Below are 24,744 nucleotides of genomic sequence, written 5' to 3'. Positions count from 1 at the left end.
CGCGCGTTCCGTGAGCTCGCTTGGCCCGCCAACTCGCTCTCTCCGCCGACCGCGGCGAGCGCTGGAGGCCAGGCGCGCGCTCGACGACGATTGCGCTTGACACGCGCCCGCGCGACAGAAGCGGCGAATAGGCGGCTGTCACCGCGGCGCGGCGCCGCGCCGCTCGATCGCGTCGAGCTCGTCCATCACGGCCTTCACGCGCGGATCCGTGGGATCCACCGCGCGCGCCTTCTCGTACGCTGCGCGCGCGTCCTTCAGCTGGCCCGACTGCGCCAGCGCGTTGCCCAGGTTGATCCAGGCGCTGCCGAGCTTGTCGTCGAGCCGCAGCGCCTCGCGGTAGAGCGCGGTCGCCCTGGGCAGGTCGCCGCGGAGGTGGTGCGCATACCCGAGGTTCGATCGGTACGTTGCGCGCGTCGGGTCGCGGGCCACGGCCGCCTCGAGGTACGGGACGGCGCGCGCCGGATCGTTCGCGGCGAGGAGCGCCGTCCCGAGATCGTTTTGCAGGCGCGCGTCGGCCGGCGCGAGCTTCGCGGCGCGCTCGTAGGCGCGGATCGCGTCCGCCGTCTTCCCCGCGGCGAGCAGCGCTGTCCCGAGGTTCGCCTGCCGCTCGGCGTCGCCGGGGGCGAGCTCGGCGGACCGCGTGAGCTCGCGGACGGCGTCCTGCAGGTTGCCGAGCGCGAGGTGAGCGACGCCGAGCGCGGAGCGGGCCTCGGCGTCGCTCGGCGCGAGCTCCGCGGCCCGCGCGAGCTCGGAGAGCGCCGCTTCGGCGCGGCCGAGGACGAGGAGGGCGCGGCCGAGCTCGAGGTGCGCCGGCGCGTGGCCGGGATCGAGCTTCACCGCGCGCTTCAGCTCCGGAACCGCGGCGAGCAGCGTCCTGTCGCCCGGCGCTCCGTTGTAATCGGAGGACACCCCCGCCCTGGCGATCGCCGCGCGCTGGGCCCCCACGATCGCCGCGGGGTCTTTCCTGTCGAGCAGCGCGGCCGCGCGATAGGCCTTCTCCGCGGCGGCGAAATCACCTCCCGCGTAGGCGGCGTCGCCCTCCTCGAGCTTCCTGTCCGCCGGCGTGCCGGTGCCGCGCGCGACGCGCGGAGGAGGGCTCGCCGCCGCGGCCTCGCTGGTGGACGGCGCGTCGAGCGGGACGCCCGAGCCGATCGCCGGCGCTCCCGCCGCGCTCGCGGCGGACGCGCTCCCCGCCGGCGGCGCGGCAGGCACGGGCGGCGACGCGGGCGGGTCGAGCGAGGCCGATCGCGCGGGCGCCTCCGCCGGCTGCCGCGCCGCCGGCGCGCCGGCGCAGCCGGCGAGCGCGAGCAGGACCGCGAGCCGGCGGATCGATCCGCAGGAGCTCACAGCTTGTACGGGGTCATCGCGTGCTCCTTGCCGTCGTACCGGAGCAGCACAGGCTTGTTGTCCATCTTCGTCGCCACGCCGACCGGCCGCTTCCAGCACCGGACGAGCGCCATGAGCGTCTCGCGCGCGTAGTCGGCGCGCAGGTCGAAGCCGCCGTGCACGTGCTCGAGCAGGAGCTCGCCGCGGTTGCCGTAGTTGGCGTCGACGACGCGGATGTAGGGGTCGCCGAAGTTCGTGAGCTGGAAGAGGAGCTTCTCCTTCACCTCCTTGAACTCGCGGCTCTCGATCTCGAACCTGTCGTTCCGCCCCGAGAAGCCGAACGTGTACATCTTCTGATCGATGATGAACTCCGGCGTCAGGAACTCGTCGATGAAGGTCACGTCGTTGTAGAGCGCGCGCACCTGGAAGATCTTCTCGCGGCCGAGGCCGAGCCGCATGTCCCAGGTGCGCTTCGCGTCGAGGTCGGTGCACTCCTCCCATTCGCGGCCGAAGCGGCCCTTGTTCCACCGCTCCTCGATGTAGCGATAGAGCTCCACGCCGACCTTGTAGGGGTTGAACCGCCCCGGCGCCGTCGCCATGACACCGGCGTTGTTCTCGGCGTAGTCGATGATCTCCGACGCATCGAGGACCTTCTCGGTCATCATCCTCGAGTGCCAGTACGAGGCCCACCCCTCGTTCATGATCTTCGTCTGGCGCTGGGGCACGAAGTAGTAGGCCTCCTCGCGGATGATCTCGAGCACGTCGCGCTCCCACCGATCGAGCGGCGCGTGGTCGAGCAGGAACTTGAGCACGTCGCGCTCCGGGCGCTCCGGGACCTTGCGATCCGGCTTCTTCTGGTCCTGCCGCTTCTTTTTCTGCGCCGCGAGGATCTCCTCCGGGTTGATGAAGGAGTCCATGTACTCCTTGGCGCGGAGCTTGTAGGTGTCCATCGGCTCCTCCGTGGGCTCCTCTTCCTCCCTGGGCGCCGGGCGGCCGGTGAACGGGGCCCACGGGTCGATCAGGTTCTCGAGCGAGAGGCAGTGGTCGACGAACGCCTCGACCTTGTTGATGCCGTGGCGCTCGATGTGGCGCGACACGCGGGCGCCGTGGTTCGCCATCTTGTCGATCCACTTGCGGTCCGGATCATAGGACTCGCTCTTGCGCACGGGGTCGACGAGCGGGCCGCGATAGTCGAGATCGGTGGACCGGAAGCAGAAGTTGTTCTTGAAGAAGTCGACGTGCGCGTACACGTGCGCCATCACGAGCTTCTGGTCGGTGAGCGAGTTGCCCTCGAGCAGGTAGGCGTACGAAGGGTTGTTGTTGATGACCATCTCGTAGATCTTCGAGAGGCCATACTCGTAGCTCTTCGACAGCTGCTCGTACTCCATGCCGAACCGCCAGTGCGGATAGCGGCTCGGGAAGCCGCCGTACGCGGCGATCTCGTTCATCTGGTCGTACGTCAGCATCTCGAAGATGACCGGGAAGAAGTCGAGCCCGAAGTCCCGGGCGATCTTCTCGATGCGCTCCTTCTCGGTGCGCAGGTACCGGGGGAGCGCGGTGTTCAACGCGAACTTGCTCATACCGCTCTACTTCCCCTTCCCCAGGAAATCCTTGATGCTGCCCACGATGGCGTCCTTGTCCCTGATCTCGCTCACCACGACCCGGTCGTCATGCGAGAAGTGCTCCTTCAGATCCTTGATGAACTGGCCAGAGCCGTACGGGCTCTCGACCTGCCCGTAGGCGAACATGTTGACCCGCGGCAGGAGCTGGTTCTTGAGCACGTCCACGCAGGAGAGCGTGTCGTCCATCGACCAGTTGTCGCCGTCGGAGAAGTGGAACGGATAGATGTTCCACTCGTGCGGCGGGTAGTCGTTGTCGATGATCTGAGAGCAGAGCTTGTAGGCGCTCGAGATCATCGTGCCGCCGGACTCGCGCGTGTGGAAGAACGTGTCCCGGTCGACCTCGCGGGCGATCGCGTCGTGGATGATGAAGCGCGACTCGAGGCCCTTGTACTGGCGCGTCAGCCACGCATCGATCCAGAACGACTCGATACGCACGATCTCCTTCTGCTCGTCGCCCATCGAGCCGGAGACGTCCATCATGTAGATGATGACCGCGTTCGCGACGGGCTCGGTGATCGTCTTCCACGAGCGGTACCGCTTGTCGTCCGGGATGGGGACGACCACAGGCGCCGTCGGGCGGAACGTCCCGCTCGAGATCATCCGCTTCAGCGCCTCGCGGTACGTCCGCTTGAAGTGACGCAGCGACTCCGGGCCGACCCGGCGGATGCCCGAGTAGCGGTCGTGGGCGTTCGAGATCTTGCTCTTGCCCTTGTCCATGATGTCGGGCAGCTCGAGCTCCTCGCCGAGGATGCCGGCGAGCTCCTCGAGCGTGACGTCGACCTCGAGGAGGTGGTCGCCCTCGCCGCTGCCCGCCTGCCCCTGCCCGGGCTGCTTGTCGTCCGAGCCTCCCACAGGATCGCCGGGGTTGCCCTCGCCCTGCCCCACGCCACCGCGCTGCTTGTCGCCGAAGCGGAAGCGCGGGATGTCGATCTGCGGAATGGGAATCGAGACGAGGTCCTTTCCCTTTCGCCCGATGAGCTCGCCCTGCGAAATGTACTTGCGCAGGTTCTCGCGGATGCGGCCGCGAACGATCTGACGGAAGCGCCCGTGATCCTGGTCGATCTTCAACGACACGCTGGCGAGTGTAGCATCGGAAGCGGCCCCGGGTCCGAACGTTCGGCAGGCCGCCGAGGTCTCCCGCACCGCCGTCTTGCGCTCCCCCCACCGCCGTCCCCTACCGCTCCGTCCCGCCACGCTTCACGCCGCTTTCCCCACGTCACGCCCGCCCGTCATGGACTGCGCCCGTGATAGCCTCGAGCCCGTGCTTTCCCGAGCGCCCGCCCTGCTCCTGGTGGTCCTTCTCGCCCTCGCGGCTCCGGCCCTGGGCTGCGGCTCCCGCGAGCAGCTCGTCGGGCTGTCCGAGCTCGCGGACGCAGGGGGCGCCCCCGACGCACGTCCGGACGCGACGGTGTGCCGGGAGGACGGGCTCCCCTGCCGGGGCGCGGCCGACTGCTGCAGCGCCGCGTGCGCGCGGGGGATCTGTGGCGGCGGCAGCTGCGCGCAGGACGGCGCGCCGTGCGACGCCCCGGGCGACTGCTGCACGGGGCTGTGCACCGAGGGGATCTGCGGGCAGGGCTGCTCGGCCGATGGCTCCTGCGCCGAGGCGTGCTCGCCCGATGGCTCCGGCTGCAACGCGGGCGCGGACTGCTGTTCCGGGCGCTGCAACGCGGGTGTCTGCGGCGGGTGCAGCCCCGACGGGGAGGCGTGCGGCGCGGCCGACGCGTGCTGCTCCGGCGTCTGCGACGAGGGCGTCTGCGGGGGCGTGGCCTGCTCGCACGAGCCCTGCGCGATCGGCGCGCCGCTCGCGGCGGACTGCGGCGGCTGCGAGGCGGAGGTCTGCCGGTTCGACCCGTTCTGCTGCAGCGCCAGCTGGGACGAGAGCTGCGTCGGCGAGGCCACGGAGATCTGCGGACTGACCTGCGGCGCGTGCGCCGGAGACGGCAGCGCCTGCGCATCCGACGCGGCATGCTGCAGCGGCGCGTGCGATCCGGTCTCCGGGTGCGTGACCGAGTGCACGCCCGACGGCCGGCCGTGCGTGGGCTCGGACGAGTGCTGCGAAGACGACTGCCAGAACGGCCTCTGCGGCGGCCCCGCCTGCCCGTCCGACGGGACCGCGTGCGGGGGCTGCGTGGCCGAGAGCTGCTGCGCGCAGCTCAACCAGTGCCTCACCAGCCTCGCCTGCGCCGAGGACGTGGCGTGCTTCTTCGGCTGCCTCGACGAGGGGAACGGCCCCGCGGTCTGCGGGTTCGAGTGCATGAACAGCCCCGAGACGTTCCAGCTGCTGCGCTGCGTGGGCAGGAGCTGCGGCGGCGGCACCTGCTTCTGAGGGACGATGCGAGGGGCGATCGTGCGAGGGGCGATGGGAAAGATGTCCGCGCTGGCGTGGGGTCCGGTGCTCGCCGCGCTGCTCGCGGCGCCGGCGGCGCCCCTCGCGGAGGCCGCGCCGCCGCGGGCGCCGCCGGAGGAGGCCGCGCCGCGCGATCTCGCGGTGGTCGGCCTGCTCGTCGATCTCGAGAAGATGGTCGAGGTGCAGCAGTCGCTCGGCTGGACGATCGATCGGTACGAGCTCGACGAGATCATGTCGCCGGCGCTGATGAGCGTGTGCTCGGCGACCGCGGAGACGCGCGCCGCCGCGCTCGCCGCGCTCGACCGGCAGATCCTCGAGCTCGGCGGGCCCGTCGAGGAGGCGTTCCGGCGCGGCGGGGACGATCTCGACGAGGTCGCGGATCTCCTGTTCGCGACGCGGGTGCGCGCGCTCCTCGCCGAGGCGGTGCGCCGCGCGCGCGGCGCCGGCGATGCGCCGGCCGAGTGCCCGTTCTGGCTCCGCCCGTCCCCGGCCTTCCGGGGGCGCGAGACCGACGCCTACCGGACCACGCTCAACGTGGAAGGGGGCGGCATCGTGGTCCTCGAGGGCGCGGCCGGCCGGGTCCTCCCCGGCGCCGGCGGCTCGGCGCGGATGCTGCTCGGCAACGGGCTCGACGAGCGCTGGACGTTCCTGGCCGGCGGCGAGTTCGGCGGCACGGCGCAGCTCGAGCAGACGGAGACCAAGACCCGCTTCCCCATCAGCTTCGTCGCCGCGTTGCCGATGGTGCTGCGGTACCACGCCCGCACCTGGCACTACGAAGGCGAGCTCGCCTCGCTCGCGTACTTCACCCAGGACGACCTCCGCTTGAGCCCGGGGCTGCGCGCCGGCGCGCTGGTCGGCGTCTCCTCCCTGCGGATGCGGGGCGTCATGCCGTGGGCCGGTCTCGGCATCGCGGTCGAGCACGTGCTCGAGACCCACCGGCGCCCCGCCCAGTGGAACCTCAAGGGCGGCATCCGCGTCGGCTTCGACTGGGATTTCTGAGCGCTTCCGAGCGGGTCTCCGGCGCCGATCCGCCGCATGCCTGACGCGCAATAGGCGCTTTCGCCGGGGTGGGCTACAGCGATTCCTGATTTCGATTCCGGTACTTCCCGCCGACTTTCCGACCGGGAAAGAGGAAAGGCTGTGGCACCATGAGTCCACGAGCGAGCTCATGTCGAGAGAGCTCGGGGGGAGGGCTCAATGCCGAGAGGCGAGACAGCGAAGGATACGTCCAAGCAGCGGAAGCGGGTCGGGGGCGGCGAGCGCGAACAGGATTCGCCTGCGACGTCCCAGGGCGAGGCCGGTCGGACGGCGCCGGGCAGGCGGACCAAGGCCGCGGCCAGCGGCGCGAGGACCAAGGCCGCGGCCAGCGGCGCAAGGACCAAGGCCGCGGCCAGCGGCGCGAGGAAGACCGCGAGCCCGACCCGGCGCGCGACCCAGGCCGGGAAGGGGGCGCGCAAAGCAGGAGCAGGCGCCGCCGCGCGGCCGGGCACGGCGCGCACCACGGCGGGGGCAAAGGCGGGGGCGAAGCCGAGGACGGGCAGCGCGGCGAGGAAGGCGGCCGCCGGCCAGACGAGCGGGCCGCGGAGCGCCGCGGCCAAGAAGGCGGCTGCTACGAGGAAGCGGGCCGCCGCCGGCGGGGCGGCGGGGCGCGCCCGGGGCACTGCCGGGCCGGCGGCGGCCGGCGGGCGAAAGACGGCGCGCAAGGCGGCGAGCACCAAGCGGGCGGCACCGCAGCGCGCCGGCGCGGCGAGGCAGCCGCCTGCCGGCGGGCGCGGTGGAGCCCGGCGGACGAGGTCAGCGCAGCCGGGCGCGCAGAGGGCCGGCCAGAAGCGCGCGACCGCCGGAAGGCGGTCGGCCAGCTGAGCCGCAGCGTCGGGCGCGCCGCGCGTCGCGGAGCGCCCGCCTGCATTTTCCCTACAACAGCAGATCCCAGCGGTGCCCGGTCAGGGCTGCGACGGCGACGGCTCGCCGACCATGAGGACCACCCAGGTGGCGGTCAGGAAGTGGTACGCCGTCCCGCCGAGCCCCGACAGCGTCGCCCCCCCGCGCGCGCGTCTCGCGCAGAGCGGGCAGCCCGCGTCACCGCGCCGGCCAGCGAGGTACCGGCGCGAGGACGGCGGCAGGGACGCAGGACAGACTTGAACTTCATCGCCCTCCATCGCTCCGCACACCCCCCCCATCCCGCTCTGCGGCGGAAGCGCCTCCGTGCGCCCGGTGCCCTGCAACGTCTCGAGAGACCGCGGCGCGCGGCCGCCTTCGCGAGGCCCGCGCTCGATGGTCCCACATGCAGCCGCTGGCGTAGGGCGATGCTGGACCATCGTAGGAATGCTCCTTCGGGCGAGCCGAAACCAGCGACCCAGGCTCGGGAGTGGCGCCGCACTGCGGCTGAGATTCAGCCTAGCAGGATCCCCGGGCCATGCATGGATGACATTCCGTATGTGCGTGGTGCTTCCCACCGCGACAGCCTCTTGTCTTTGCTGTCGTCGTCCTTGCCGTCTTGCTCTGCTCAATCGCTGTCGCTGCGCAACGCGGCGAGGCAGAGCGGCGGAATGGCTGGCAGCGTGAGCCTCCGGCCGATCGCGCGCAATGTGAGAACCGACGCTCCAGGGCTCACGGTCTCGCGCGTCAGACGCAGCGGATTGAAGCAGGGTGTTCCGGAGAAACGCTCAGGCGTGGCCCGATGACGACCGACGCTCGGTCGCGGGCGCGGGGCGCCCACTTCCCGCGTTCCCGCGCGTGGCCAAGCATCGTTTGCGGCAGCTCGGGAGGGGGACGACGTCTATCGGGAGAACGCTGATGTCCGTCATGCAGCCCTGGCAGAGGGCTCCGGGGCCGGCCCACGGAGGAGAGCGGGCGGGCGGAGTCAAACCGGGGGCGTCACTGCGGAATGGGGACCTGCGGCTCCTCGTCGTCGGGCACGATGCAGGACGACAGGTCGAACAGCATGAAGAGCAGCGCCTTCTCCTGAGGCGTCAGCTCCTCCTCGGAGCACCCCTCCGGGAAGGGCGGGCCGGTGACGTCGCCCGCGGAGACATGGATGTCCGTGAACACGAGGCGCCCGCACTGCTGATCTTCGTCGACGCCGATGGGCGTGTTGAACGTGAAGTACTGGACCCCGGCCGGCTCAGGCTCGTTGTAATAGATCCACCGGGTCGAGGTGCCCTCGACCACGTCGTTCACCGTGTGCTGCGCCCCGTTGATCACGATCTCGCCGGGCGCGGTCGACGCGCCGACGTTGACGAGCCAGTCCGCCAGGGCTTGCCCCTTCGGAAGCGTGGTGTCCACGAGCGCCGTGAGGGGGCTCACCGGGTCCTCGTTGAAGTTGTCCCAGACCGCCGTGCTCGGGAACGGCGCCGGCCCCCGCTTCAGCCAGACGTTGTGCCAGTGGGACGCGAACACGCGCCCGCCCATCGAGGTGTAATCGAGCATGGCCTGGCGCGCCGTCTCCGGCTTGTCTTCGACGTGCGGATCGGCCTCGCAGGCGAGGATCACCATGTCGTACTGGCGCAGGCTGTCGACGGTCCCCCAGAGGCTCGTGGCCGGCGTGAGCTCCACACCTTGATTGAGGCCGTCCGCGTACCGCGTCGTCACGGGGTGCCCCTCGTCGCCACGACCGGCAAACAGGTTGATCCGCCCCGTCCCGGTCTCCGGAGTGAACTCGCTCTCGTCGATCCCGAGCTTGCGCAGCAAGCACTCGAGCGGATCGGCGCCGCCCGTCGTGAGCGCGATCCTCGGGATGTGCCCCTCCGCCTGGCTGCGCGGCAGCCGGATGGTCCCGGCATCCGTCGCGGTGTCCTTGCATCTCTCGACCACCGGGAGCTTGATCTCGCGCCGCCACTTGCCCACCTGGACGACGAGCGGGATGCTCTCGCCGACCGGCACGTCCTCCAGGACGAAGCTCCCTTTCGTGTCGGTCAGCGCCGTCACGAGGGGCGAGCCCGAGAGCGTCGCGCTGCACTGATCGCAGGTCGCGCCGTCGGTGAGCGGATCGAGCGGCGCATTCGGAACGTAGACAATCACGTTGTAGAGGGGCAGTTTGCCCGAGGGGTCGTAGACGGTGCCGCTCACCGTGGTCTTCGCCCCGTTCTCGCATTGGACCTGCTGGCATTCGAGGCCCTCGCACGAGCCGTTGCCGTTGCCCCCCAGGCCGCCCCCGCCGACATTCGCCAGGAAGCCGCCGAAGCCGCTGCCGACGCCGCCTCCGTCTCCTCCCTCGCCGCCAGGCCCCGCGCCGCCGGATGCCGGGGTCGCCGTGCCTCCCGTATCGCCGCAGGAGCAGCCAGCGATGACGCCCGGCGCTACAGCGATCGCAGCCATCAAGACTCCCGCCTTGCCCGACCAAGTCAACATTTCGAGCCTCCCGGGCGATGCGAGCAAAGGTACCCTGCTGCCGCCCAGTCTCTATCGTAGGCCAGAGCGTAGAAATCGGGAAGTATGTCCAGCAAAGAGCAGGGATGAAGCGATAGTAGATTAGGGTGAGCCCTGATACTCCTGACTACCGCCTCCGCGCAGGACGCGCGCATCTCGGCGTCGGACGGAGCGAACAGCGGATCTCCGCGCCTGCGACATGTGCGCGACACGATCACACGAAGATCGACGCGTGGGTGATTGTGATGGAGCACGCCGCTCCAGCGGCTGCGCGCAATCGCGCCGCGAGCGAGGGACGCCGCGGGCGCTGCCGGAGCTGGCCGCGCGCGCCGGCGGCTGTCCGGGGCCGCTCGATCCCGACCGCCGATTATTGCGGATCGACCCGCGTCAGCCCGAACCAGAGCACGACGTGCCACCGCTCGTGCCATTTCAACAGCGCCGGCCCGATCGCGACCCCGGTCGACACGGTCCGCAGCTCGTCCTTGAACGCGCTCACGGGCCAGGGATTGCCGAACGCCTTCTCGCCGTAGGTCAGCGCGAGCGTCGGCTCGCCGTCGAGCTCCGAGGGCACGAGCTGCGCCTTGAAGCGGCACACCTTGCTCCCGAGGACCACGTTCGTGCCGGAGTTGCCTCCATGGTCGAACTCATTCCCTTTCCAGGGCATCCAGCTCGACGCGAGCGCCCTGATCAGCGGGCGGGTCGCCAGGTGAACCCCGGCCGTCGGCTGCAGGGCGAGCAGGCGCCCTCGCGGCGTGTCGCCGAGCTCCGCCGGATCCGCCGGCGTCCCTGTGCCGTAGATCTGCCTCAACGCATCCGGGTGCGCGCCGATGAGGCTGTCGAGGGAGGTCACCTGGGTGAAGCGACGGCGCCCGTTCGCCGCGCCTGCGTTCTTCTCGCTCTGAGTGTTCATCGGATCGCCTGACATTCCACCGCGCCCGGTCGAGGGTCAACGGCAACCATCAGCGCGCGTCGCCCGGCGCGCTCGCCTCCCCCCCGGACGCCGCGCTCGGCGCCGCGCCGGGCGCGACGATGGCCTCGTACGCACGGCGGACGCGCTCGGTGATCGCGCCGTAGCGCGCGAGCAGCTCCCTCGCGGCCTCGGCCGCGGTGCGGCCCCGGATGCCCGTCCGCCGCGCGAGGAGCGGGACCCCGGGCGCGTTCTCCTCGAGCAGCTGCGAGGCGTCCGCGTGCACGATGCGGATCCGCTGCTCCAGCTTGCGCAGGAACGCGTGGCCTTCCCGGAAGATCTCGGCGTGCGCGGCCGAGAGGTACCCGGCCGAGGCGAGCGCGTCGATGGCCGCGAGCGTCTCGGTGGTCCTGACGCGCGGGTCGGCGCCGTGGCGGATCTGCAGGAGCTGCACCGCGAACTCGATGTCCGCGAGGCCGCCCCGCCCGAGCTTGAAGTCGCGGCGACCGCGGCGCTCGTGCGAGAGCTCGCGCTCCATGCGCAGCCGGAGACGGTGGATCTCCTCGGCGATCCGATCGAAGTCGTCCGCCTGGAGGTACGCGGCCTCGTGCGCGATCGCCATCGCTTCCGCGCCGAGCCCGGGATCGCCGGCCGACGCGCGCGCCCGGATGAGCGCGAGGCGCTCCCAGATCGCCGCGCGGATGTGCCGCGCGGGCGACGGCTCCGGCTCCGCGGGCGCCGGGGCCGCCCCGTCCACGGGGCGGATGCCGTGGTAGCGAGCGAACGAGTCGATGGACGTGACGAGCAGCCCCTGGCTGCCCGACGGGCGCAGGCGCGTGTCGAGCTCGTAGCCGGGGCCCGCCGCGTGCGACATCGAGATGAGCCGGATGATCTGCCGCGCGCGCCGCGCGTAGTAGGTGCCTGGATCCGAGCCGGGCCCCTGATCGCCGGACGGCGCGCACGTCGGATCGAACAGGAAGAAGACGTCCAGGTCCGAGCCGTAGCCGATCTCGCGCCCCCCGAGCTTGCCCATCGCGATCACGGCGAGCCCTCGCACCGGCTCCCCGGGCGGCGTCCCCAGCGCGAAGCGCGTCGCGGCCTCGAGCGACGCGTCGGCCAGATCCGAGAGCGCGAGCGTCGCCTCGCGCGTGCCGACCTCGCCGCTCAGGTCCGCGAGGCCGACCTCTATCGTGACGCGCGCCTTCGCGCGCCGGAGCGCGGCGATGAGCGCCTCCTCCGGATCGTCGTCCGGCGCGGCCTCGCTGAGGCTCTCCTCGATCGTGTGCCTGATGACGTCGGCGCTCGGCGCGCCGCGCGCGAACAGGACGACGTCGACGAGCTCGGGGTACCTGACCATGGCGTCGCCGATGAACGCGCTCGACCCGAGCGCCTCGACGAGCCTGCGGAGCGCGCGCGGATCGTCGCCGAGCATGCGCGCATAGACGGCGGAGTGCCTGATGCGGGAGAAGCACAGCCGGAGGAAGCGCGCGGCCTGCTCCGGATCGGCGGCGTCGACGACCGCGGCGAGCAGCGTCTCCGCGAGCGACGAGGACGCCTCGCGGCTGCGGGCGCCCAGCAGGCCATCCGGGTGGCGCGAGAGCTCGAACAGATCGTCGGCGACGTCGCGGAACCGCGCGGTCAGCGAGGCGTTCGCGCCCGGCTCGGGCGGCGCGCCGGCGGGCTGCGCGGCGAGCTCGGCCGCCGCGACGTCGGCGGCGGCCTCCGGCTCTCCCCCGGCGCCGCCGAGGACGAGCACGGCGTGCTTCGCGAGCGCCTCGGCGAAGGCGTCGCGATCGCCGTGGTCGAGCGCGGCCATCGCCTCGATCCACCGCGACGGCCGGGAGCTCCCCTTCGGCAGGAGCGACAGGAGCCGGGCCTTGATCCGGCTCCGGCGCTGCGCTGTGTCGGCGAGGAACGCCGCGGCGTCCTTGAAGCGCAGCGTCCGGGCGAGGCGCTCGATCTCCGCCTCGCTGTCGGGGAGCAGGTGCGTCTGCAGCCCGGTAGCGGACTGGACCGCGTGCTCCGCGCGCCGGAGCGCGAGGTAGCCCTCCACGAGCTCCCGCCCTTCCCGGTCGGTCACGTACCCGAGCGCGCGCATGCGCCTGAGGCCGTCGAGCATGCCCTGCGCGCGCGCCCGGGGCACCCGCCCTCCCCAGATGAGCTGCAGGATTTGCACGAAGAACTCCGCCTCGCGGATCCCGCCGGGGCCGAGCTTCAGGTCGCGCGACGCGTCGTGCGAGAGCTCCGCGCGGGCGCGCTCGACGAGCTCGATCATGTCGACGGCGAGCAGCGGATCGACCTGGCGCCGCCACACGAACGGGCCGAGCACCCCGAGCGCCTCGGCGCCGAAGTCGAGATCGCCGGCGATCTCGCGGGCGCGGAGCAGCGCGGCGCGCTCCCAGAGGCGGCCGAACGACTCGTAGTAGCGCTCGGCGGCGGCCAGCGAGTTGACGAGCGGGCCGCTCCGCCCCTCCGGGCGAAGCCGGAGATCCACGCGCCAGACGAACCCGTCCTCCGTGACCTCCTCGAGCGTCGCCGTGAGGCGGCGCGCGACGCGGGCCCAGAAGTCGTGCAGGGTGATCGAGACGGCGCGGTCGCCGGAGGGGCCCACGTGCCCTTCGTCGGTGTCGTAGAGGTAGATCAGGTCCACGTCGGAGCCCGCGTTGAGCTCGTCGCCGCCGAGCTTCCCCATGCCGAGGACGACGAACTTCGAGCGCGCGCCGGTCGCGGTGCGCGGCTCTCCGAACCGCGCGGTCACGGCCGAGACGGCCTCCGCGAGCGCGACCTCGATGGTGGCCTCGGCGAGCGCGGTGAGCTCACGCGCGGTGACGTCGATGTCCGCGCCCCCCGCCGACGGCGGGAGCATCTCGCGCAGCGCGATGCGGATCCGCTCCTCGCGCGCGATGCGCCGGAGCTCCCGCCGGACGCGAGCGGCGTCCGAGACGTCGCCGATGCGGCCATGGATCCGCGCCAGGTAGGTGGCGCGGTCGCGGGCCGTCTGGTGCCCCTCCGCCGCGAGCCGCTCCGCGAACTCCGGATTTGCCTCGATGATCGCGCCGATCGCGGGGTAGGCGGCCGTGAGGAGCGCCGCGATGGCGAAGGCCATCGTCCCGGGGTGCAGGCGGGGCGCCAGCCGCGCCGTGCGGTCCTTCACGCGTTGCTCATCGATCGCGTTCGCGATCTCCAGGAGCCTCGAGACCTGTTGCATGGCGGGAGGCTAGCAAGACCGTGGGGGCGCGAACGCCGGTTCCGCAGCGCCCGACCGCCAGTTTATCGCCGCCGGGCGTCGCCTCGCGCCTTGGCGGCGTCGCTCTCAGATCCTATGCTCGCCGGGTGCGATTGCTCTGCGTTTCGGATATCCACGGCCACGCCGACGCGCTCGCGGCGGTCCTGGCCACCGCCGAGCGCCGAGGCTACACCCAGCTCCTGGTCGCCGGAGATCTCTGCTTTCCCGGCCCGAAGCCGCTCGAGACGTGGCGCCGGCTGACGCAGGCCAAGGCGGTTTGCGTACAGGGCGTATCGGATCGCGCCCTGGCGACGCTGGACATCGACAAGGTCAGGCCGCGGAGCGAGCACGAGCGGGCGCGGCTCGATCGTCTGGCCCAGACGCGCACCGAGCTGGGCGAGCTGATCCTTGCGCGGCTAGCGCGGCTCGCCCCGACGCACCGCCTGCCGCTCGAGGACGGCGGCGAGCTCGTCCTGGTCCACGGCTCCCCTGCGGATCCGCTGGAGCCGATCTCGCACGACATGACGGACGAGGAGGTGCTCTCCCTCCTCGGCGACGACCCGGCGGATGTCGTGATCTGTGGTGGCTCCCACGTTCCGTTCGACCGGATGGTGGGTGGCGTGCGCATCATCAACGTCGGTTCAGTGGGTGAGGCGCCGTGCTCGGTGCGGAGCGACGTCGACCGGATGCGCGGCGGGGCGCGTCCTGCCGGCGAGCTTGTGCGCAGCGGGACCGTCTCCACCTACGGGGCGGGGCACGCCGATGCGACGTTCGTCGAGCTCCGGGCGGGCGAGCTCTGGGTCGAGCAGCTCGTGGTGCCGCTCGGCAGGGCGGCCTGAGCGCTCCGATGAGCGGGAGCGCCGCGCGCGAGACGTTGGAAACGCGGGCGGAGCTCGTCGCGCATCCTACCAGGCAAGGAACATCGTCTGTGCCATGCCCTCCCGCTTGAACCTATATCAAGGATTTAGGATCATCCTCAGGGAGCATGGGCAACTACTCCCCCGACGATGACTTCGAGGCCACGCGGGTGGCCAACGTTGGGGAACTCCAGAAGGAGCTCCCGGCGCGCTCGCCGAAGGATCGCGCCTACCTCATCGTGCTCGCCGGCTCGAACGTCGGCGAGATGTACCGGGTCGAGGGCGCCGAGATCGTGATCGGCCGGGCCGCGGGGACGACGATCCGGCTGAACGACGACGGCATCTCGCGGCGCCACGCCCGCCTTCTCCAGATGGACAGCCAGGTGCTCATCGAGGATCTCAACAGCTCCAACGGGACGCTGGTGAACGGCGAGCACGTGACGCGCCTCGCCCTGCACGACGGCGACAAGATCCGCCTGGGCTCGACGACGGTCCTCAAGTTCACCTACCACGACCACCTGGACGAGTCGTTTCAGCAGCAGATGTACGACGCCGCGCTGCGGGACGCGCTCACGAAGGCGTTCAACAAGAAGTACTTCCTGGACCGGCTGGAGAGCGAGGTCTCGTATGCGCGGCGGCACAGCGCGCACCTGTCGCTGCTCATGTTCGACGTCGATCATTTCAAGAGGATCAACGACACCTTCGGGCACCTCGCCGGCGACTACGTCCTTGCGAGGATCGCCAAGATCGCGAGCAACACGGTGCGGACCGAGGACGTGTTCGCGCGCTACGGCGGTGAGGAGTTCGGCATCCTGTGCCGCGGCGTGACGCTGGAGAACGCGGGCATCCTCGGCGAGCGGCTGCGCCTCCTCATCGAGGGGTCGCTCTTCGAGCACGAGGGCGTCCGCGTGCCGACGACGATCAGCGTCGGCGTCGCGGCGCACCCCGTGGTCCCGGTGCAGAGCGGCGTCGAGCTCATCGCCGCGGCTGACGAGGCGCTCTACGAGGCGAAGCGCACCGGCCGCAACCGCGTGCTCCTGAAGTTCGGCCCGAAGCCCTGAGCCTGGCGCGGGGCTCGCGGCGACGCCGGCCGCCGCGGGGAGCGCCGCGCTGCCCGGGCCGCCTGACCGGCGGCGAGTGCGCCGCGGCCCCGGCTGGCGGCGCAGGGCCGGCGCGGGCGGCAGGCGCCGGGCCTCAGTCGATCTTGAGGAGCTCCTTGACCTTGGCGATGACCTGCGGCGCCTGGATGGGCTTCGTGATGTACGCGTTCGCGCCGAGCTGCAGCGCGCGCTGGCGATCCTCCTGAGACCCCTCGGTGGTGATGATGATGATCGGGGTGTCCTTGTGGACCGGATCGGTGCGCACGCGCTTGACGAGCTTGAGCCCGTCCATGATCGGCATGTTGATGTCGGTGATGATCACGTCGTACTTGGTCGAGGCGAGCTTGCGGAGACCGTCGACGCCATCGTCCGCCTCGGTGACGCGGAGGTTCTTCACGCGCGCCAGCGCGAAGACCAAGAGCTGCCGCATCATGGGCGAGTCTTCAACGATCAGACACGAGTACTCGGCCATGATCAGTCCTCCAGGTCCAGGAATGCCTGGACGCCGGGCACCTTCCGGCCGGCGTCGGTGAAGAGCCGCGCGTTGATGAGGGCGGGGGCGGCCTGGGCCCCGAGGAGCTTGAAGAGCTCGGTGTCCACGTTCACGAACTCCGTCTTTTGCGGGAGCGTGCTGAAGATCGCGATGACACCCACGGTGCGCCCGTTGAAGTCGAGCGGGATCACTGCTGCCGGCTCCTCGATGCTCCCCTTGGAGACGTCCTTGGCCTCGTCGAAGAAGATTTCCCCCTTCGAGAATGCCTGGCCTGCGATGCCTTCGGTCACCGGCATGCGCACAATCTCCTCGACGGCCACACCTTCGCTCGCGATCGAGACGAGCTCCTTACCATCAGGAGACGCCAGGTACACGGAGAAGGCGCCCGCCCCGAGGAACTGCGCCAGGAGCTCCTTCAGGTTGCGGAGGACATGGCGCACGTTGCGCGCCGCGTGCAGCTGCGAGAGGGCGACGTACAGGTTCGCGAGGTTCGCGAGCTCCCCCTCCGCCTCCGAGTAGCGGCTGTTGAAGCGGTCCGAGGCCGCCACCATCCGCACCGACTGCGTCACGAGGTCGCGCTTCTCCTGCTCGAGCTCCTCGATCTTGCGGAGCAGGTCACGGATGGCCGAGTCGCTCGCGAGGTGCGCGCGCAGCTTACCGTTCTCCGATTCGAGCTCGGTGATCTTGTCACGAAGGCGCTCGTTCTCGCGGAGGAGCTCCTCGGTCAGCTGCGCCCCCTTGCGGAAGAACTGCTGAATGAAGGCATCACGCTCCTTCTTCAGGTCCTCGGGGGGACGATCGCTCGGACGCCCTTTTTTCTCCGTCATTTTATCCCGGGGTTCTCCAGAGCTTCGGACCGTATCATGCGGGGCTGACCGGACGGAAGCGTCGAGCGCGGGCCGCCGGCGCCGCCCGGACCCGCCGCCGAGGGGGCGAGCGCCCGGCGCCTCGCGGCCCCAGCCGCGGTCAACGGTGTCGGCTCGGGCGCGCTCGCCCTACCTCGGGGACCGGACCCCCGCCTTCCCGGCCCGCCCACCCCCGCCTCCACGACTACGCCTTCTCCATCTGCTTCAGTAACTTGGTCCACTGGCGCAGCTCCCGCCCGAGCAGCGCAGGAGTCTTCCGGAGCGACGCGACGTCGCGCGCCCCGACGAGCAGCATGACCGCCCGGAGCTCCGCCTCGATGCTCTCCAGGTACCGCACCGCGGCGTCTCGTCCTCCCGAGACGAAGGCCTGGAGCACCGGACGAGCGATCCCGGCCGCATGCGCGCCGAGCGCGAGCGCCCGAGCGATGTCAAGGCCGCTCGTGATGCCCCCGGTCGCGATGACCGTCTTGAAGCGAGGACGGATGGTGCGGGCGATGAGCACCGACGCGGCCGTCGGGACGCCCCACTCGCGCAGCGCCTCGCCGAGGGAGCGGGCTGCGCCGCTGGCGCGCGCCGTCTCGACCGCGACCCACGATGTTCCTCCGGCGCCGGAGACGTCCAGGTTGCGGACGCCCGCCTTGACCAGGCGGTACGCGGTTCCGGGGCCGATCCCGCAGCCGGTCTCCTTCGCGACGACCGGCACGCTGAGTCCATTCGCCAGTCGGCTCATCGCCTCCAGCGCGCCGGTGAAGTCGCGGTCGCCGCCCGGCTGGACCAGCTCCATCGCGGGGTTCATGTGGACGCAGAGCGCGTCGGCGCCGACCTGGGCCACGAGCTCGGCGACCGCCTCCGTCGACAGCGACCGCGCCTGCACGGCGCCGATGTTCCCGAGGACGAGCGTCGTCGGGGCGTGCTCGCGGACCTCGTACGAGGCGGAGGCGTCGCCGTTCAGCATCGCCCGCTGACTCCCGAGGCCGAAGCCGTACCCGCGCTCCTCGGCGATCTGCGACAGCTCCCGGTTGATCGCCTGCGCGCGCTCCGTCCCGCCGGTCATGGCGGCGATCAGGAGCGGAGCGCGGAGCCGCTTGCCGAGCAGCAGCACCGAGGTATCGATCGCGTCGAGGGAGAGCTCCGGCAGCGCGTCGTGGATCAGCTCGACCTGTTCCAGCAGCGTGGTCTTGGCCCGGAATCCGACATCACCCGTCGCGCAGAGCTCGATGTGGTCGGCTTTCCTCTCGGAGATGTCGTTCGCCTCTTCCGTCATGGGGGCACAACTTTACGCGGTCGCTGACCGCCGTCGAAAAGGAAGTGGCATGGACAAAAAATCGCCAAAAATCGCGCCCCGTGGCCCGCGCCGGCGTCCGCCCCCCCTCCCCTTGCACCTACCGCGCGACCGGCGGGCGGCCGTGGCATAAACTAGCCACATGGACCTCCCGGACGAGTCCCAGATCCGCTGGATCCTTCGCACGACCTCCACGCTCCTCCAGCACGGTGCAGAGCCGGTGCGGGGGCTGGTGCAACCGACGGCCGAGTTCTTCCCCGATCCGTACGACGGCTCCCCCAAGACGGTGGCCGCCCTGATGCTGCGGGTGCAGGAGCACGCCGGGCTCCAGGATCTCCCGGTGGAGCTCGCGGTGGTCAGCCCGGAGGGGCAGGCCAGCACCGTGAGCTGCTCGAGCGGTGCCTGCGGCGGGATGGCGCTGGAGACGAAGCTCGAGCGGGTGGCCCGGCGCGACGACGGCGGCTACCGGGTCGCCGTCTCCGCGGGCGAGCTCCGCAACCCGACGGTGCTCACGACGGCGTTCGTGCGCGCGGTGTCGTTCATGTTCCTGAGCGAGGCCGGCACGTTCGACGCGCTCGTGCCGCCGGACCGCGAGCCCGCCGTCGATCTCGCCGCCGTGCTGCTCGGCTTCGGCGTGCTCGCGACGAACGGCTCGTACCTGTACGCGAAGGGCTGCGGCGGCGTGCAGGTGCACTCGGCGACCAAGATGCCGGTCGACGAGCTCGCGCTCGCGCTCGCCATTCACTGCCGGCTGCACGACGTGCCCGACCGGACCGCCGCGCGGCACCTCGACGTGACGCCGCGCGCCCACTTCGACGAGTCGGCGGTCTGGGCCAGCTCCAACATCGCGCTCGTCCGCATGCTGCGCTCCGCCCCGGATCGTATCGCCGCGGACGACTACGCGATCGGCGAGTCGAGGAGCTGGCTGGCCCGCGCGCTCGGCTTCGGCAAGCGCCGGCCGGCGCGGACGGCGGAGGACGACCTGCGCGAGCTCGAGCGAGAGCTCGCGGCCGGCGCGGCGAAGACGCGATCGCTCGATGAGGGCAAGGCCAAGAAGCTTGCGGAGATCCGTGCTCTCGTGGACGAGAGCCTGGGGAGCTGAATGAGCGTACGACTCTGGGACAAAGGGGGCGCGACCGACGCCCAAATGCTGCGTTACACCTCGCGCGACGACTGGCAGCTCGATCAGCGCCTGCTCGCCTACGACCTGCGGGCCACGATCGCGCACGTCCGCGGGCTCGCGCGGATCGGCGTGCTCAGCGAGACGGAGCGGGACGCGCTCGTCCGCGAGCTCGAGGTGCTCGCAGCGCAGAACGAGGCCGGCGAGCTCCGGCTCACCGAGGACGACGAGGACGGTCACAGCGCGATCGAGGCCGCGCTGGTCGCCCGCATCGGCGATGCGGGCAAGAAGGTGCACACCGGCCGGAGCCGCAACGACCAGGTGCTCGTCGCGATGCGCCTCTACGAGCGTGACGCCCTGGACGAGCTCGGCGAGCACGCGACGGCCGGCGCCCGCGCGCTGCTCGATCTCGCCCGGCGCGAGGCGGAGACGCCGATGCCCGGCTACACGCACCTGCAGCGGGCGGTGCCGTCGTCCGTCGGCTACTGGGCCGCTTCCTTCGTCGAGGGGCTCACCGACGCGGTCGATGTCATCCGCGCGACGCGGGCGCTCGTCGACCGCTGCCCGCTCGGCGGCGCCGCCGGCTTCGGCGTGAACCTGCCGCTCGATCGCGCCGGCGTCGCGCGCGAGCTCGGGTTCGCCGGCGTGGCATTGAACCCGCTGGCCTCCCAGACGTCGCGCGGCATCATCGAGGCGCAGATCCTCGCGGCCGCGTGGCAGGTCGTCGCCGTGATCCGCCGGCTCGCGTGGGATCTCAGCCTGTTCGCGATGAGCGAGCTCGCGTTCATCCGGCTCCCGGAGGCGTTCACCACCGGCTCCTCGATCATGCCGCAGAAGCGCAACCCGGACGTCGTCGAGCTCATGCGCGCGGCCTGCTCCGTCGTGCAGGGGGCGCTCGCCGAGGTGCAGTCCCTCGTGGCGCTCCCGTCTGGCTACCACCGCGATCTGCAGCTCACGAAGGGCCCCACGATGCGCGGCCTCGACGAGGCGCTCGCGACCTCGCGCCTCTTGCCGCGGCTCGTCGAGGGGCTCGCGTTCGACCGCGAGCGCATGGCCCGCGCGATCACGCCCGAGTGCTTCGCGACCGATCGAGCCGTCGAGCTCGCCGTGCAGGGCATCCCGTTCCGCGAGGCCTACCGGAATGTCGCGGCCGAGATCGCGACGCTCCCCGCCGGCGACGCCGCGGCGAGTCTTCGCGCGCGCGTGTCGCTCGGCGCCCCAGGCAACCTCGCGCTCGACGACCTCGCCCGCAGGCTGGAGCGGCAGGCGCGCTAGGCGGTCGCTTTAGCGGTGCTTGCGGAGCTCGCGGACTGCGCCTGTGTCTGCCACCAGCACGAGGGTGGCCATGTCGAGGAAGAGCCCGGTGTCGACGACGCCGGGGATCTTGCGGATGCGGGCGTCGACCGCTGCGGGCGCGTCCATCGGGCCGAACGCGGTGTCGAGGATCCAGTTGTGGTTGTCGGTCTGCAAGGGGTACCCGTCCGCGTTCTTGCGGATCGCCGGCTTGCCCCCGAGCGCAGTCAGGTGCCGCGCGGCCGACGTGCTGGCGAAGGGCACGACCTCGACCGGGATGGGCACGCGTGAGCCGAGCTTCTCGACGAGCTTCTCGGGGGTCACGAGGATGATGAACTCCGCGGCCTCGTAGGCCACCACGCGCTCGCGGAGGAGCGCGCCGCCGAGGCCCTTGATGAGCCCGAGATCGGGCGCCACCTCGTCGGCGCCGTCCACGGCGACGTCGAGGCGCTCGACCTCGTCGAACGGCACCATCGGGATGTTCTCGCGGCGGGCGAGCGCCGCCGAGCGCTCCGACGTGGCGACGCCCCGGATCTGGAGGCCGCCGCGGACGCGCTCACCGAGGCGGCGGAGGAAGGCCTCGGCCGCGCGCCCGGTGCCGAGCCCGAGCAGCATCCCGCTGTCCACGCGCGCGAGCGCGGCGACGGCGATTCGATCGAGGTCGGAGGGGTCCGGTCCCGCGGTGCTCATGCGCTGCTCATCGGCCATCAAGGCCGTCAGCGCAACGGGATTTTGTCGAGCTCGTCGAGCGGTCCCGGGCAGAGGGGCCGGAGCCGGCAGCCTTTGCACTCGGCGCCCGTCCAGATCGCCTCGAACGTCGCCTGCATCTCGTCGAGCAGGAGGTCGTCGTCCGTGAGCACGCCCGCCTCGAAGTTCCTCCGCCCCTCGCCCTTCGCCCCGAGCCCGGCGCCGGTGAGGTTCGCGGAGCCGAGGTACAGGAGCGCACCGTCGACGGCGATCATCTTCAGGTGGACGCGCGGGCAGCGCCGCATCGCGATCGGCGACCGGGGCCGGCGGCGGAGCTCGGCGCGGAAGGCGCGCGACGGGACGCCGGCGTGCAGCAGGCGCAGCTCGACGCCGCGGGCGGCGAGCGCGTCGAGCAGCTCGAGGAAGGACATGTACCGGCCGCGCGCCCGGGCCCTCGATCCGATGGGCGCCTCGACGCGCAGCTCCTTCACGTTGGCCGTCGCGATCCACACCGAGACGCGGGCGTTCGCGACGGCGCCCATCACGAGCGCGTCGTAGTGCGCCCTGTCGCGGAGGAGCGTCAGCTCGACCCGGCGCTTGAGCTGGGTCCGCGGCGTCGCCTCTCCGGTGCGCGCCCGGGCGCGCGGGCGCGCCGGCCGCGCGCTCACACCCGTTGACCGGCGCCGGCAGGCGCCTGCTCGAGATCGAGGTGGGCGCTGAGCAGGGCCCGGACGTCCTCCGGCATCGGGACCGACGCCAGCTGTACCAGGTCGGTGGTGACCACCGTGTGCCGGAGCTCGGCCGCAAGAACACCGTCGTGGGTGCGGACCATGCGGTACCGGAGCGTGGCGCTCCGCCTGCCGATGCGGACGACCGACGTCTCGATGCGGAGCGTCTCGCCGTAACGCACCGGCGCCGCGTAGTCGACCTCGACCCGCACCGCCGGCAGCCCGATCCGCCGCTGGAGGATGAGCCCGGCGTAGCCTCCCTCGAGCGGCGCGAAGAAGCGCTCCATCGCCTCGTGCGCGTAGTTGAGGAAGCGCGCAAAGAAGACGATGTTCGCGGCGTCGACGTCCTCGAACTTGATCGGGCGATCGAGCGAGACCATCGCGGCTAGGAGAGGTCCTCGGCGAGCTTCTCCAGGGTCGCTCTCCCGAGCGGCGCCTTCACCGCGTAGCGCGGGTGCGCGATCGCGAGCGACACCGTCGCCTTCTTTGCCTTGATCCCGGCCTGCGCCTCGGCCGGGAGATCCACCTTGAGGTAGTGCACCGCCGTCGTGCGGTCCTCCAGGATGGCCTCGTCGCGCTTGCCGCGCGCCCGCGCGGCGATGCCGTCGACCTCGATCGACACCGTGTCCTCTAGCCCGACCAGATCGACGAGCATCTGATCGCGCAGCGCCCGGTCCGGGATCTCGACGAAGAGCGTCAGGCTGAGCTGTCCCTCTCCCGGGATGAGATCGTTGTACGTCTCGATCTCGTGGAGGATGCCGCTCTCGCTCGTGATGCGCTCGGTGCGGAGCATCTCCTGGATCTGGAAGAGCACGGAGTCGCGGTTCTCGAACACCGCGGTCATGTGGTCTCCGATCCGCACGCGGCGGGGCCGCTTCTCCTCGATGATGCGGCTGCGGAATCGCTCCCGGATCGCCTCGTATTCGCCGATCCCGAGCACCTCGTTGCGATCGATGCGACGCATGACGGCTCCTCTCTTCGACGTCTCGTTTACGTCTCCCGTACGTCTCCCGTACGTCTCCTTCACGACTTCGGACCGAGATACGGCGTCGGCCCGAGCCCGTACGCGTGGGCGAGCGCCTCGACCGGGTGCAGCACCTGCGCGCCGTTCTCCTTGACCATCCTGAGACCGGCGAGCGTGCAGTCGCTGACGATGACGTCCGCATCCGCGACGCCGCGCACGAGCTTCGATGCGTACTTGCGGCCGGTCTCGTAGTGGGCCGCCTTCATCCCCCACGTGCCGTCCACGGCCGAGCACTGCTCGATGACGCGCACCTCGGTGTCGGGCACGACGCCGAGCACCCTGGCGCCCGGGAAGCCGATCTTCTGGGCGCGCAGGTGGCACGCAGCGTGGTACGCGATCGTGCCGAGCCCCTTCTTGAACTCGCGGTTGAGCTTCTTCTCGCGCCCGAGCTGGACCAGGAACTCCATCATGTCGAGCGTCGCGGCCGCGACCTCGCGCGCCTCCGCCGTCTGCAGGTACTCCGGCCACTCCTTCTTCATCGTGTAGCCGCACGTCGGGCCGACCACGACGATCTTCCTGCCCATGCGGACGTGCGGGAGCAGGAGCTCGACGTTCTGCTTCACCTTCGCGGTGAAGGCCTCGAGATCGCCGCCGTCGAGGTTCGGCATCCCGCAGCACGTCAGCGCGCCCGCCGGGGCGTCCTGCGGATCGTCCGCGGAGGTGCAGCCGGGCACGTGCACCGCGTAGCCGTTGTGCTCGAGGACGCGGACCGCTGCCTCGGGGACACCGGGCGTGTTGTACTCGCCGTAGCAGGTCGCGAAGAGCACCACGGCGCCTTGCTTGCCGGCGTCCGGCGCGGCGCTGTGCTCCACGAACCACGACGAGAACGGCTTGCGCGCCATCTCCGGGAGCGGGAACTCCGACGAGATCCCGGTCACCTTCTCCTGCACCTTGCGCAGCAGGCGGCTCGCCTGCACGAGGTTCGCTAGCGGCGCGGCCGGGCCGGAGCCCAGCGCGCCGATCAGCTGCGGCTCGCCGAGGATCCGGTCCACCAGCGGGATGCCCTCCCGCTGGGCGCGCACCGCGCGCTCGCGCGCGAGCGCGCGCGGGAAGTCCAGGAGCTCGTAGGCGTGCTCGTCGGCGGTGTACGGGCACTTGATGTAACAGAGCTTGCACTGCCAGCACTCGTCGCCGATGGCCTTGAAGTCGTCGTAGGCGAGGGCCTCGGCGCCCTCGGCGACGCCGGAGTCGATGTCCCTGTCGACGCGGGCGAAGAGCTCGGGGAACGAGCCGCAGTACCCGACGCACATGCGGCACTCGTGACAGATCTGGAAGGTCCGCCGCAGCTCTGCCTCGAGGTCGCGGGGATCGAGATATCGCTCGTCGTTCGGCGATGTCGCCGGCGGACGGTCTGGTGCACGCCGAATGACGCTCACGGGTCGGTTCCTCTCAACATCCTCTGGAAATACGAGACGATGGGGCGGCTCGCCGCGTGGCGCGGCACCGGACGGCGACGGCGCATGCGCCCCGGGTCGAGCCGCCGACGGCTCGGCGCGAT

The 24,744-nt window shown here is 71.3% G+C and carries 22 protein-coding genes; 7 read left to right on the top strand and 15 right to left on the bottom strand.

Annotated features, from left to right (window positions below; genetic code table 11):
- Positions 1–138: 138 nt before the first annotated feature.
- Genes WMF36_RS09300 through WMF36_RS09290 form a run of 3 tightly spaced genes read right to left on the bottom strand, consistent with a single transcriptional unit; the run spans position 139 to position 4,022 of the window.
- The gene (locus WMF36_RS09300) at positions 139–1,347 is read right to left on the bottom strand and encodes a tetratricopeptide repeat protein (RefSeq protein WP_437579255.1); all 1,209 of its coding nucleotides are present in this window, start codon (positions 1,345–1,347) and stop codon (positions 139–141) included.
- The gene (locus WMF36_RS09295; RefSeq protein ID WP_437579254.1) at positions 1,344–2,906 is read right to left on the bottom strand and encodes a SpoVR family protein; all 1,563 of its coding nucleotides are present in this window, start codon (positions 2,904–2,906) and stop codon (positions 1,344–1,346) included. The genes WMF36_RS09300 and WMF36_RS09295 overlap by 4 nt, the downstream gene beginning before the upstream one ends.
- Positions 2,907–2,912: 6 nt before the next feature.
- The gene (locus tag WMF36_RS09290) at positions 2,913–4,022 is read right to left on the bottom strand and encodes a DUF444 family protein (protein ID WP_437488646.1); all 1,110 of its coding nucleotides are present in this window, start codon (positions 4,020–4,022) and stop codon (positions 2,913–2,915) included.
- A gap of 187 nt (positions 4,023–4,209) precedes the next feature.
- On the opposite strand from WMF36_RS09290, the gene WMF36_RS09285 reads away from it, so the two are divergent.
- The 3 genes from WMF36_RS09285 to WMF36_RS09275 all read left to right on the top strand — a co-directional run bounded on the left by WMF36_RS09285 (position 4,210) and on the right by WMF36_RS09275 (position 7,158).
- Positions 4,210–5,274, top strand: a complete 1,065-nt coding sequence (locus WMF36_RS09285; protein ID WP_437579253.1) for a hypothetical protein — start codon at positions 4,210–4,212, stop codon at positions 5,272–5,274.
- A gap of 33 nt (positions 5,275–5,307) precedes the next feature.
- Positions 5,308–6,294: a hypothetical protein gene (locus WMF36_RS09280; protein ID WP_437579252.1), complete on the top strand. Its 987-nt coding sequence runs from the start codon at positions 5,308–5,310 to the stop codon at positions 6,292–6,294.
- 198 nt (positions 6,295–6,492) lie between these two features.
- Positions 6,493–7,158 carry a hypothetical protein gene (locus tag WMF36_RS09275; RefSeq protein ID WP_437579251.1) on the top strand — a complete coding sequence of 222 codons (666 nt, stop codon included), beginning with the start codon at positions 6,493–6,495 and terminating at the stop codon, positions 7,156–7,158.
- 80 nt (positions 7,159–7,238) lie between these two features.
- Here the strand turns inward: WMF36_RS09275 and WMF36_RS09270 are convergent, their stop codons facing one another.
- The 4 genes from WMF36_RS09270 to glnE form a co-directional block, all read right to left on the bottom strand.
- Positions 7,239–7,454, bottom strand: a complete 216-nt coding sequence (locus WMF36_RS09270; RefSeq protein ID WP_437579250.1) for a hypothetical protein — start codon at positions 7,452–7,454, stop codon at positions 7,239–7,241.
- 718 nt (positions 7,455–8,172) lie between these two features.
- Positions 8,173–9,612, bottom strand: coding sequence for a carboxypeptidase regulatory-like domain-containing protein (locus WMF36_RS09265; protein WP_437579249.1), 1,440 nt, complete (start codon positions 9,610–9,612; stop codon positions 8,173–8,175).
- A 418-nt stretch (positions 9,613–10,030) separates the two neighbouring features.
- Positions 10,031–10,573 carry a hypothetical protein gene (locus WMF36_RS09260; RefSeq protein WP_437579248.1) on the bottom strand — a complete coding sequence of 181 codons (543 nt, stop codon included), beginning with the start codon at positions 10,571–10,573 and terminating at the stop codon, positions 10,031–10,033.
- Between the two features lie 49 nt (positions 10,574–10,622).
- Positions 10,623–13,778, bottom strand: a complete 3,156-nt coding sequence (gene glnE / locus WMF36_RS09255) for a bifunctional [glutamate--ammonia ligase]-adenylyl-L-tyrosine phosphorylase/[glutamate--ammonia-ligase] adenylyltransferase (protein WP_437579247.1) — start codon at positions 13,776–13,778, stop codon at positions 10,623–10,625.
- A gap of 125 nt (positions 13,779–13,903) precedes the next feature.
- On the opposite strand from glnE, the gene WMF36_RS09250 reads away from it, so the two are divergent.
- Together WMF36_RS09250 and WMF36_RS09245 are read left to right on the top strand one after the other, a co-directional pair.
- Positions 13,904–14,635 (top strand): metallophosphoesterase family protein, encoded by a 732-nt coding sequence (locus WMF36_RS09250; RefSeq protein ID WP_437579246.1) that lies wholly within the window; start codon positions 13,904–13,906, stop codon positions 14,633–14,635.
- 146 nt (positions 14,636–14,781) lie between these two features.
- Positions 14,782–15,714: a diguanylate cyclase gene (locus WMF36_RS09245; RefSeq protein WP_437579245.1), complete on the top strand. Its 933-nt coding sequence runs from the start codon at positions 14,782–14,784 to the stop codon at positions 15,712–15,714.
- Positions 15,715–15,847: 133 nt separating this feature from the next.
- Here the strand turns inward: WMF36_RS09245 and WMF36_RS09240 are convergent, their stop codons facing one another.
- The 3 genes from WMF36_RS09240 to fni all read right to left on the bottom strand — a co-directional run bounded on the left by WMF36_RS09240 (position 15,848) and on the right by fni (position 18,376).
- The gene (locus WMF36_RS09240) at positions 15,848–16,225 is read right to left on the bottom strand and encodes a response regulator (RefSeq protein WP_012234398.1); all 378 of its coding nucleotides are present in this window, start codon (positions 16,223–16,225) and stop codon (positions 15,848–15,850) included.
- Positions 16,226–16,227: 2 nt separating this feature from the next.
- Positions 16,228–17,073, bottom strand: coding sequence for a GAF domain-containing protein (locus tag WMF36_RS09235; RefSeq protein WP_437488618.1), 846 nt, complete (start codon positions 17,071–17,073; stop codon positions 16,228–16,230).
- 223 nt (positions 17,074–17,296) lie between these two features.
- Entirely contained in the window at positions 17,297–18,376 is a 1,080-nt protein-coding gene (gene fni / locus WMF36_RS09230) for a type 2 isopentenyl-diphosphate Delta-isomerase (protein WP_437579244.1), read from the bottom strand.
- Positions 18,377–18,536: 160 nt separating this feature from the next.
- Here fni and WMF36_RS09225 point away from each other — a divergent pair, with 160 nt between their 5' ends.
- The gene (locus WMF36_RS09225) at positions 18,537–19,496 is read left to right on the top strand and encodes a hypothetical protein (RefSeq protein ID WP_437579243.1); all 960 of its coding nucleotides are present in this window, start codon (positions 18,537–18,539) and stop codon (positions 19,494–19,496) included.
- Positions 19,497–20,789, top strand: coding sequence for an argininosuccinate lyase (gene argH / locus WMF36_RS09220; RefSeq protein ID WP_437579242.1), 1,293 nt, complete (start codon positions 19,497–19,499; stop codon positions 20,787–20,789).
- 9 nt (positions 20,790–20,798) lie between these two features.
- On the opposite strand, the gene rpiA is transcribed toward argH, so the two are convergent.
- Genes rpiA through WMF36_RS09195 form a run of 5 tightly spaced genes read right to left on the bottom strand, consistent with a single transcriptional unit; the run spans position 20,799 to position 24,622 of the window.
- Complete coding sequence (gene rpiA, locus WMF36_RS09215) at positions 20,799–21,497, bottom strand: ribose-5-phosphate isomerase RpiA (protein ID WP_437579241.1); 699 nt, start codon at positions 21,495–21,497, stop codon at positions 20,799–20,801.
- Between the two features lie 26 nt (positions 21,498–21,523).
- Complete coding sequence (locus WMF36_RS09210) at positions 21,524–22,162, bottom strand: phospholipase D family protein (RefSeq protein WP_437579240.1); 639 nt, start codon at positions 22,160–22,162, stop codon at positions 21,524–21,526.
- Positions 22,159–22,602 (bottom strand): acyl-CoA thioesterase, encoded by a 444-nt coding sequence (locus WMF36_RS09205; protein WP_437579239.1) that lies wholly within the window; start codon positions 22,600–22,602, stop codon positions 22,159–22,161. Before WMF36_RS09205 ends, WMF36_RS09210 begins: the two co-directional genes overlap by 4 nt.
- Positions 22,603–22,607: 5 nt before the next feature.
- Positions 22,608–23,186, bottom strand: a complete 579-nt coding sequence (locus tag WMF36_RS09200) for a DUF3501 family protein (RefSeq protein WP_437579238.1) — start codon at positions 23,184–23,186, stop codon at positions 22,608–22,610.
- Between the two features lie 59 nt (positions 23,187–23,245).
- On the bottom strand, positions 23,246–24,622 hold the full coding sequence (locus tag WMF36_RS09195; RefSeq protein WP_437579237.1) for a hypothetical protein: 1,377 nt from the start codon (positions 24,620–24,622) through the stop codon (positions 23,246–23,248).
- Between the last annotated feature and the right edge of the window lie 122 nt (positions 24,623–24,744).

Source organism: Sorangium sp. So ce887 (assembly GCF_051521455.1).
Lineage (GTDB): Bacteria > Myxococcota_A > Polyangia > Polyangiales > Polyangiaceae > Sorangium.
This window is presented reverse-complemented; position numbering and strand designations above follow the sequence as displayed.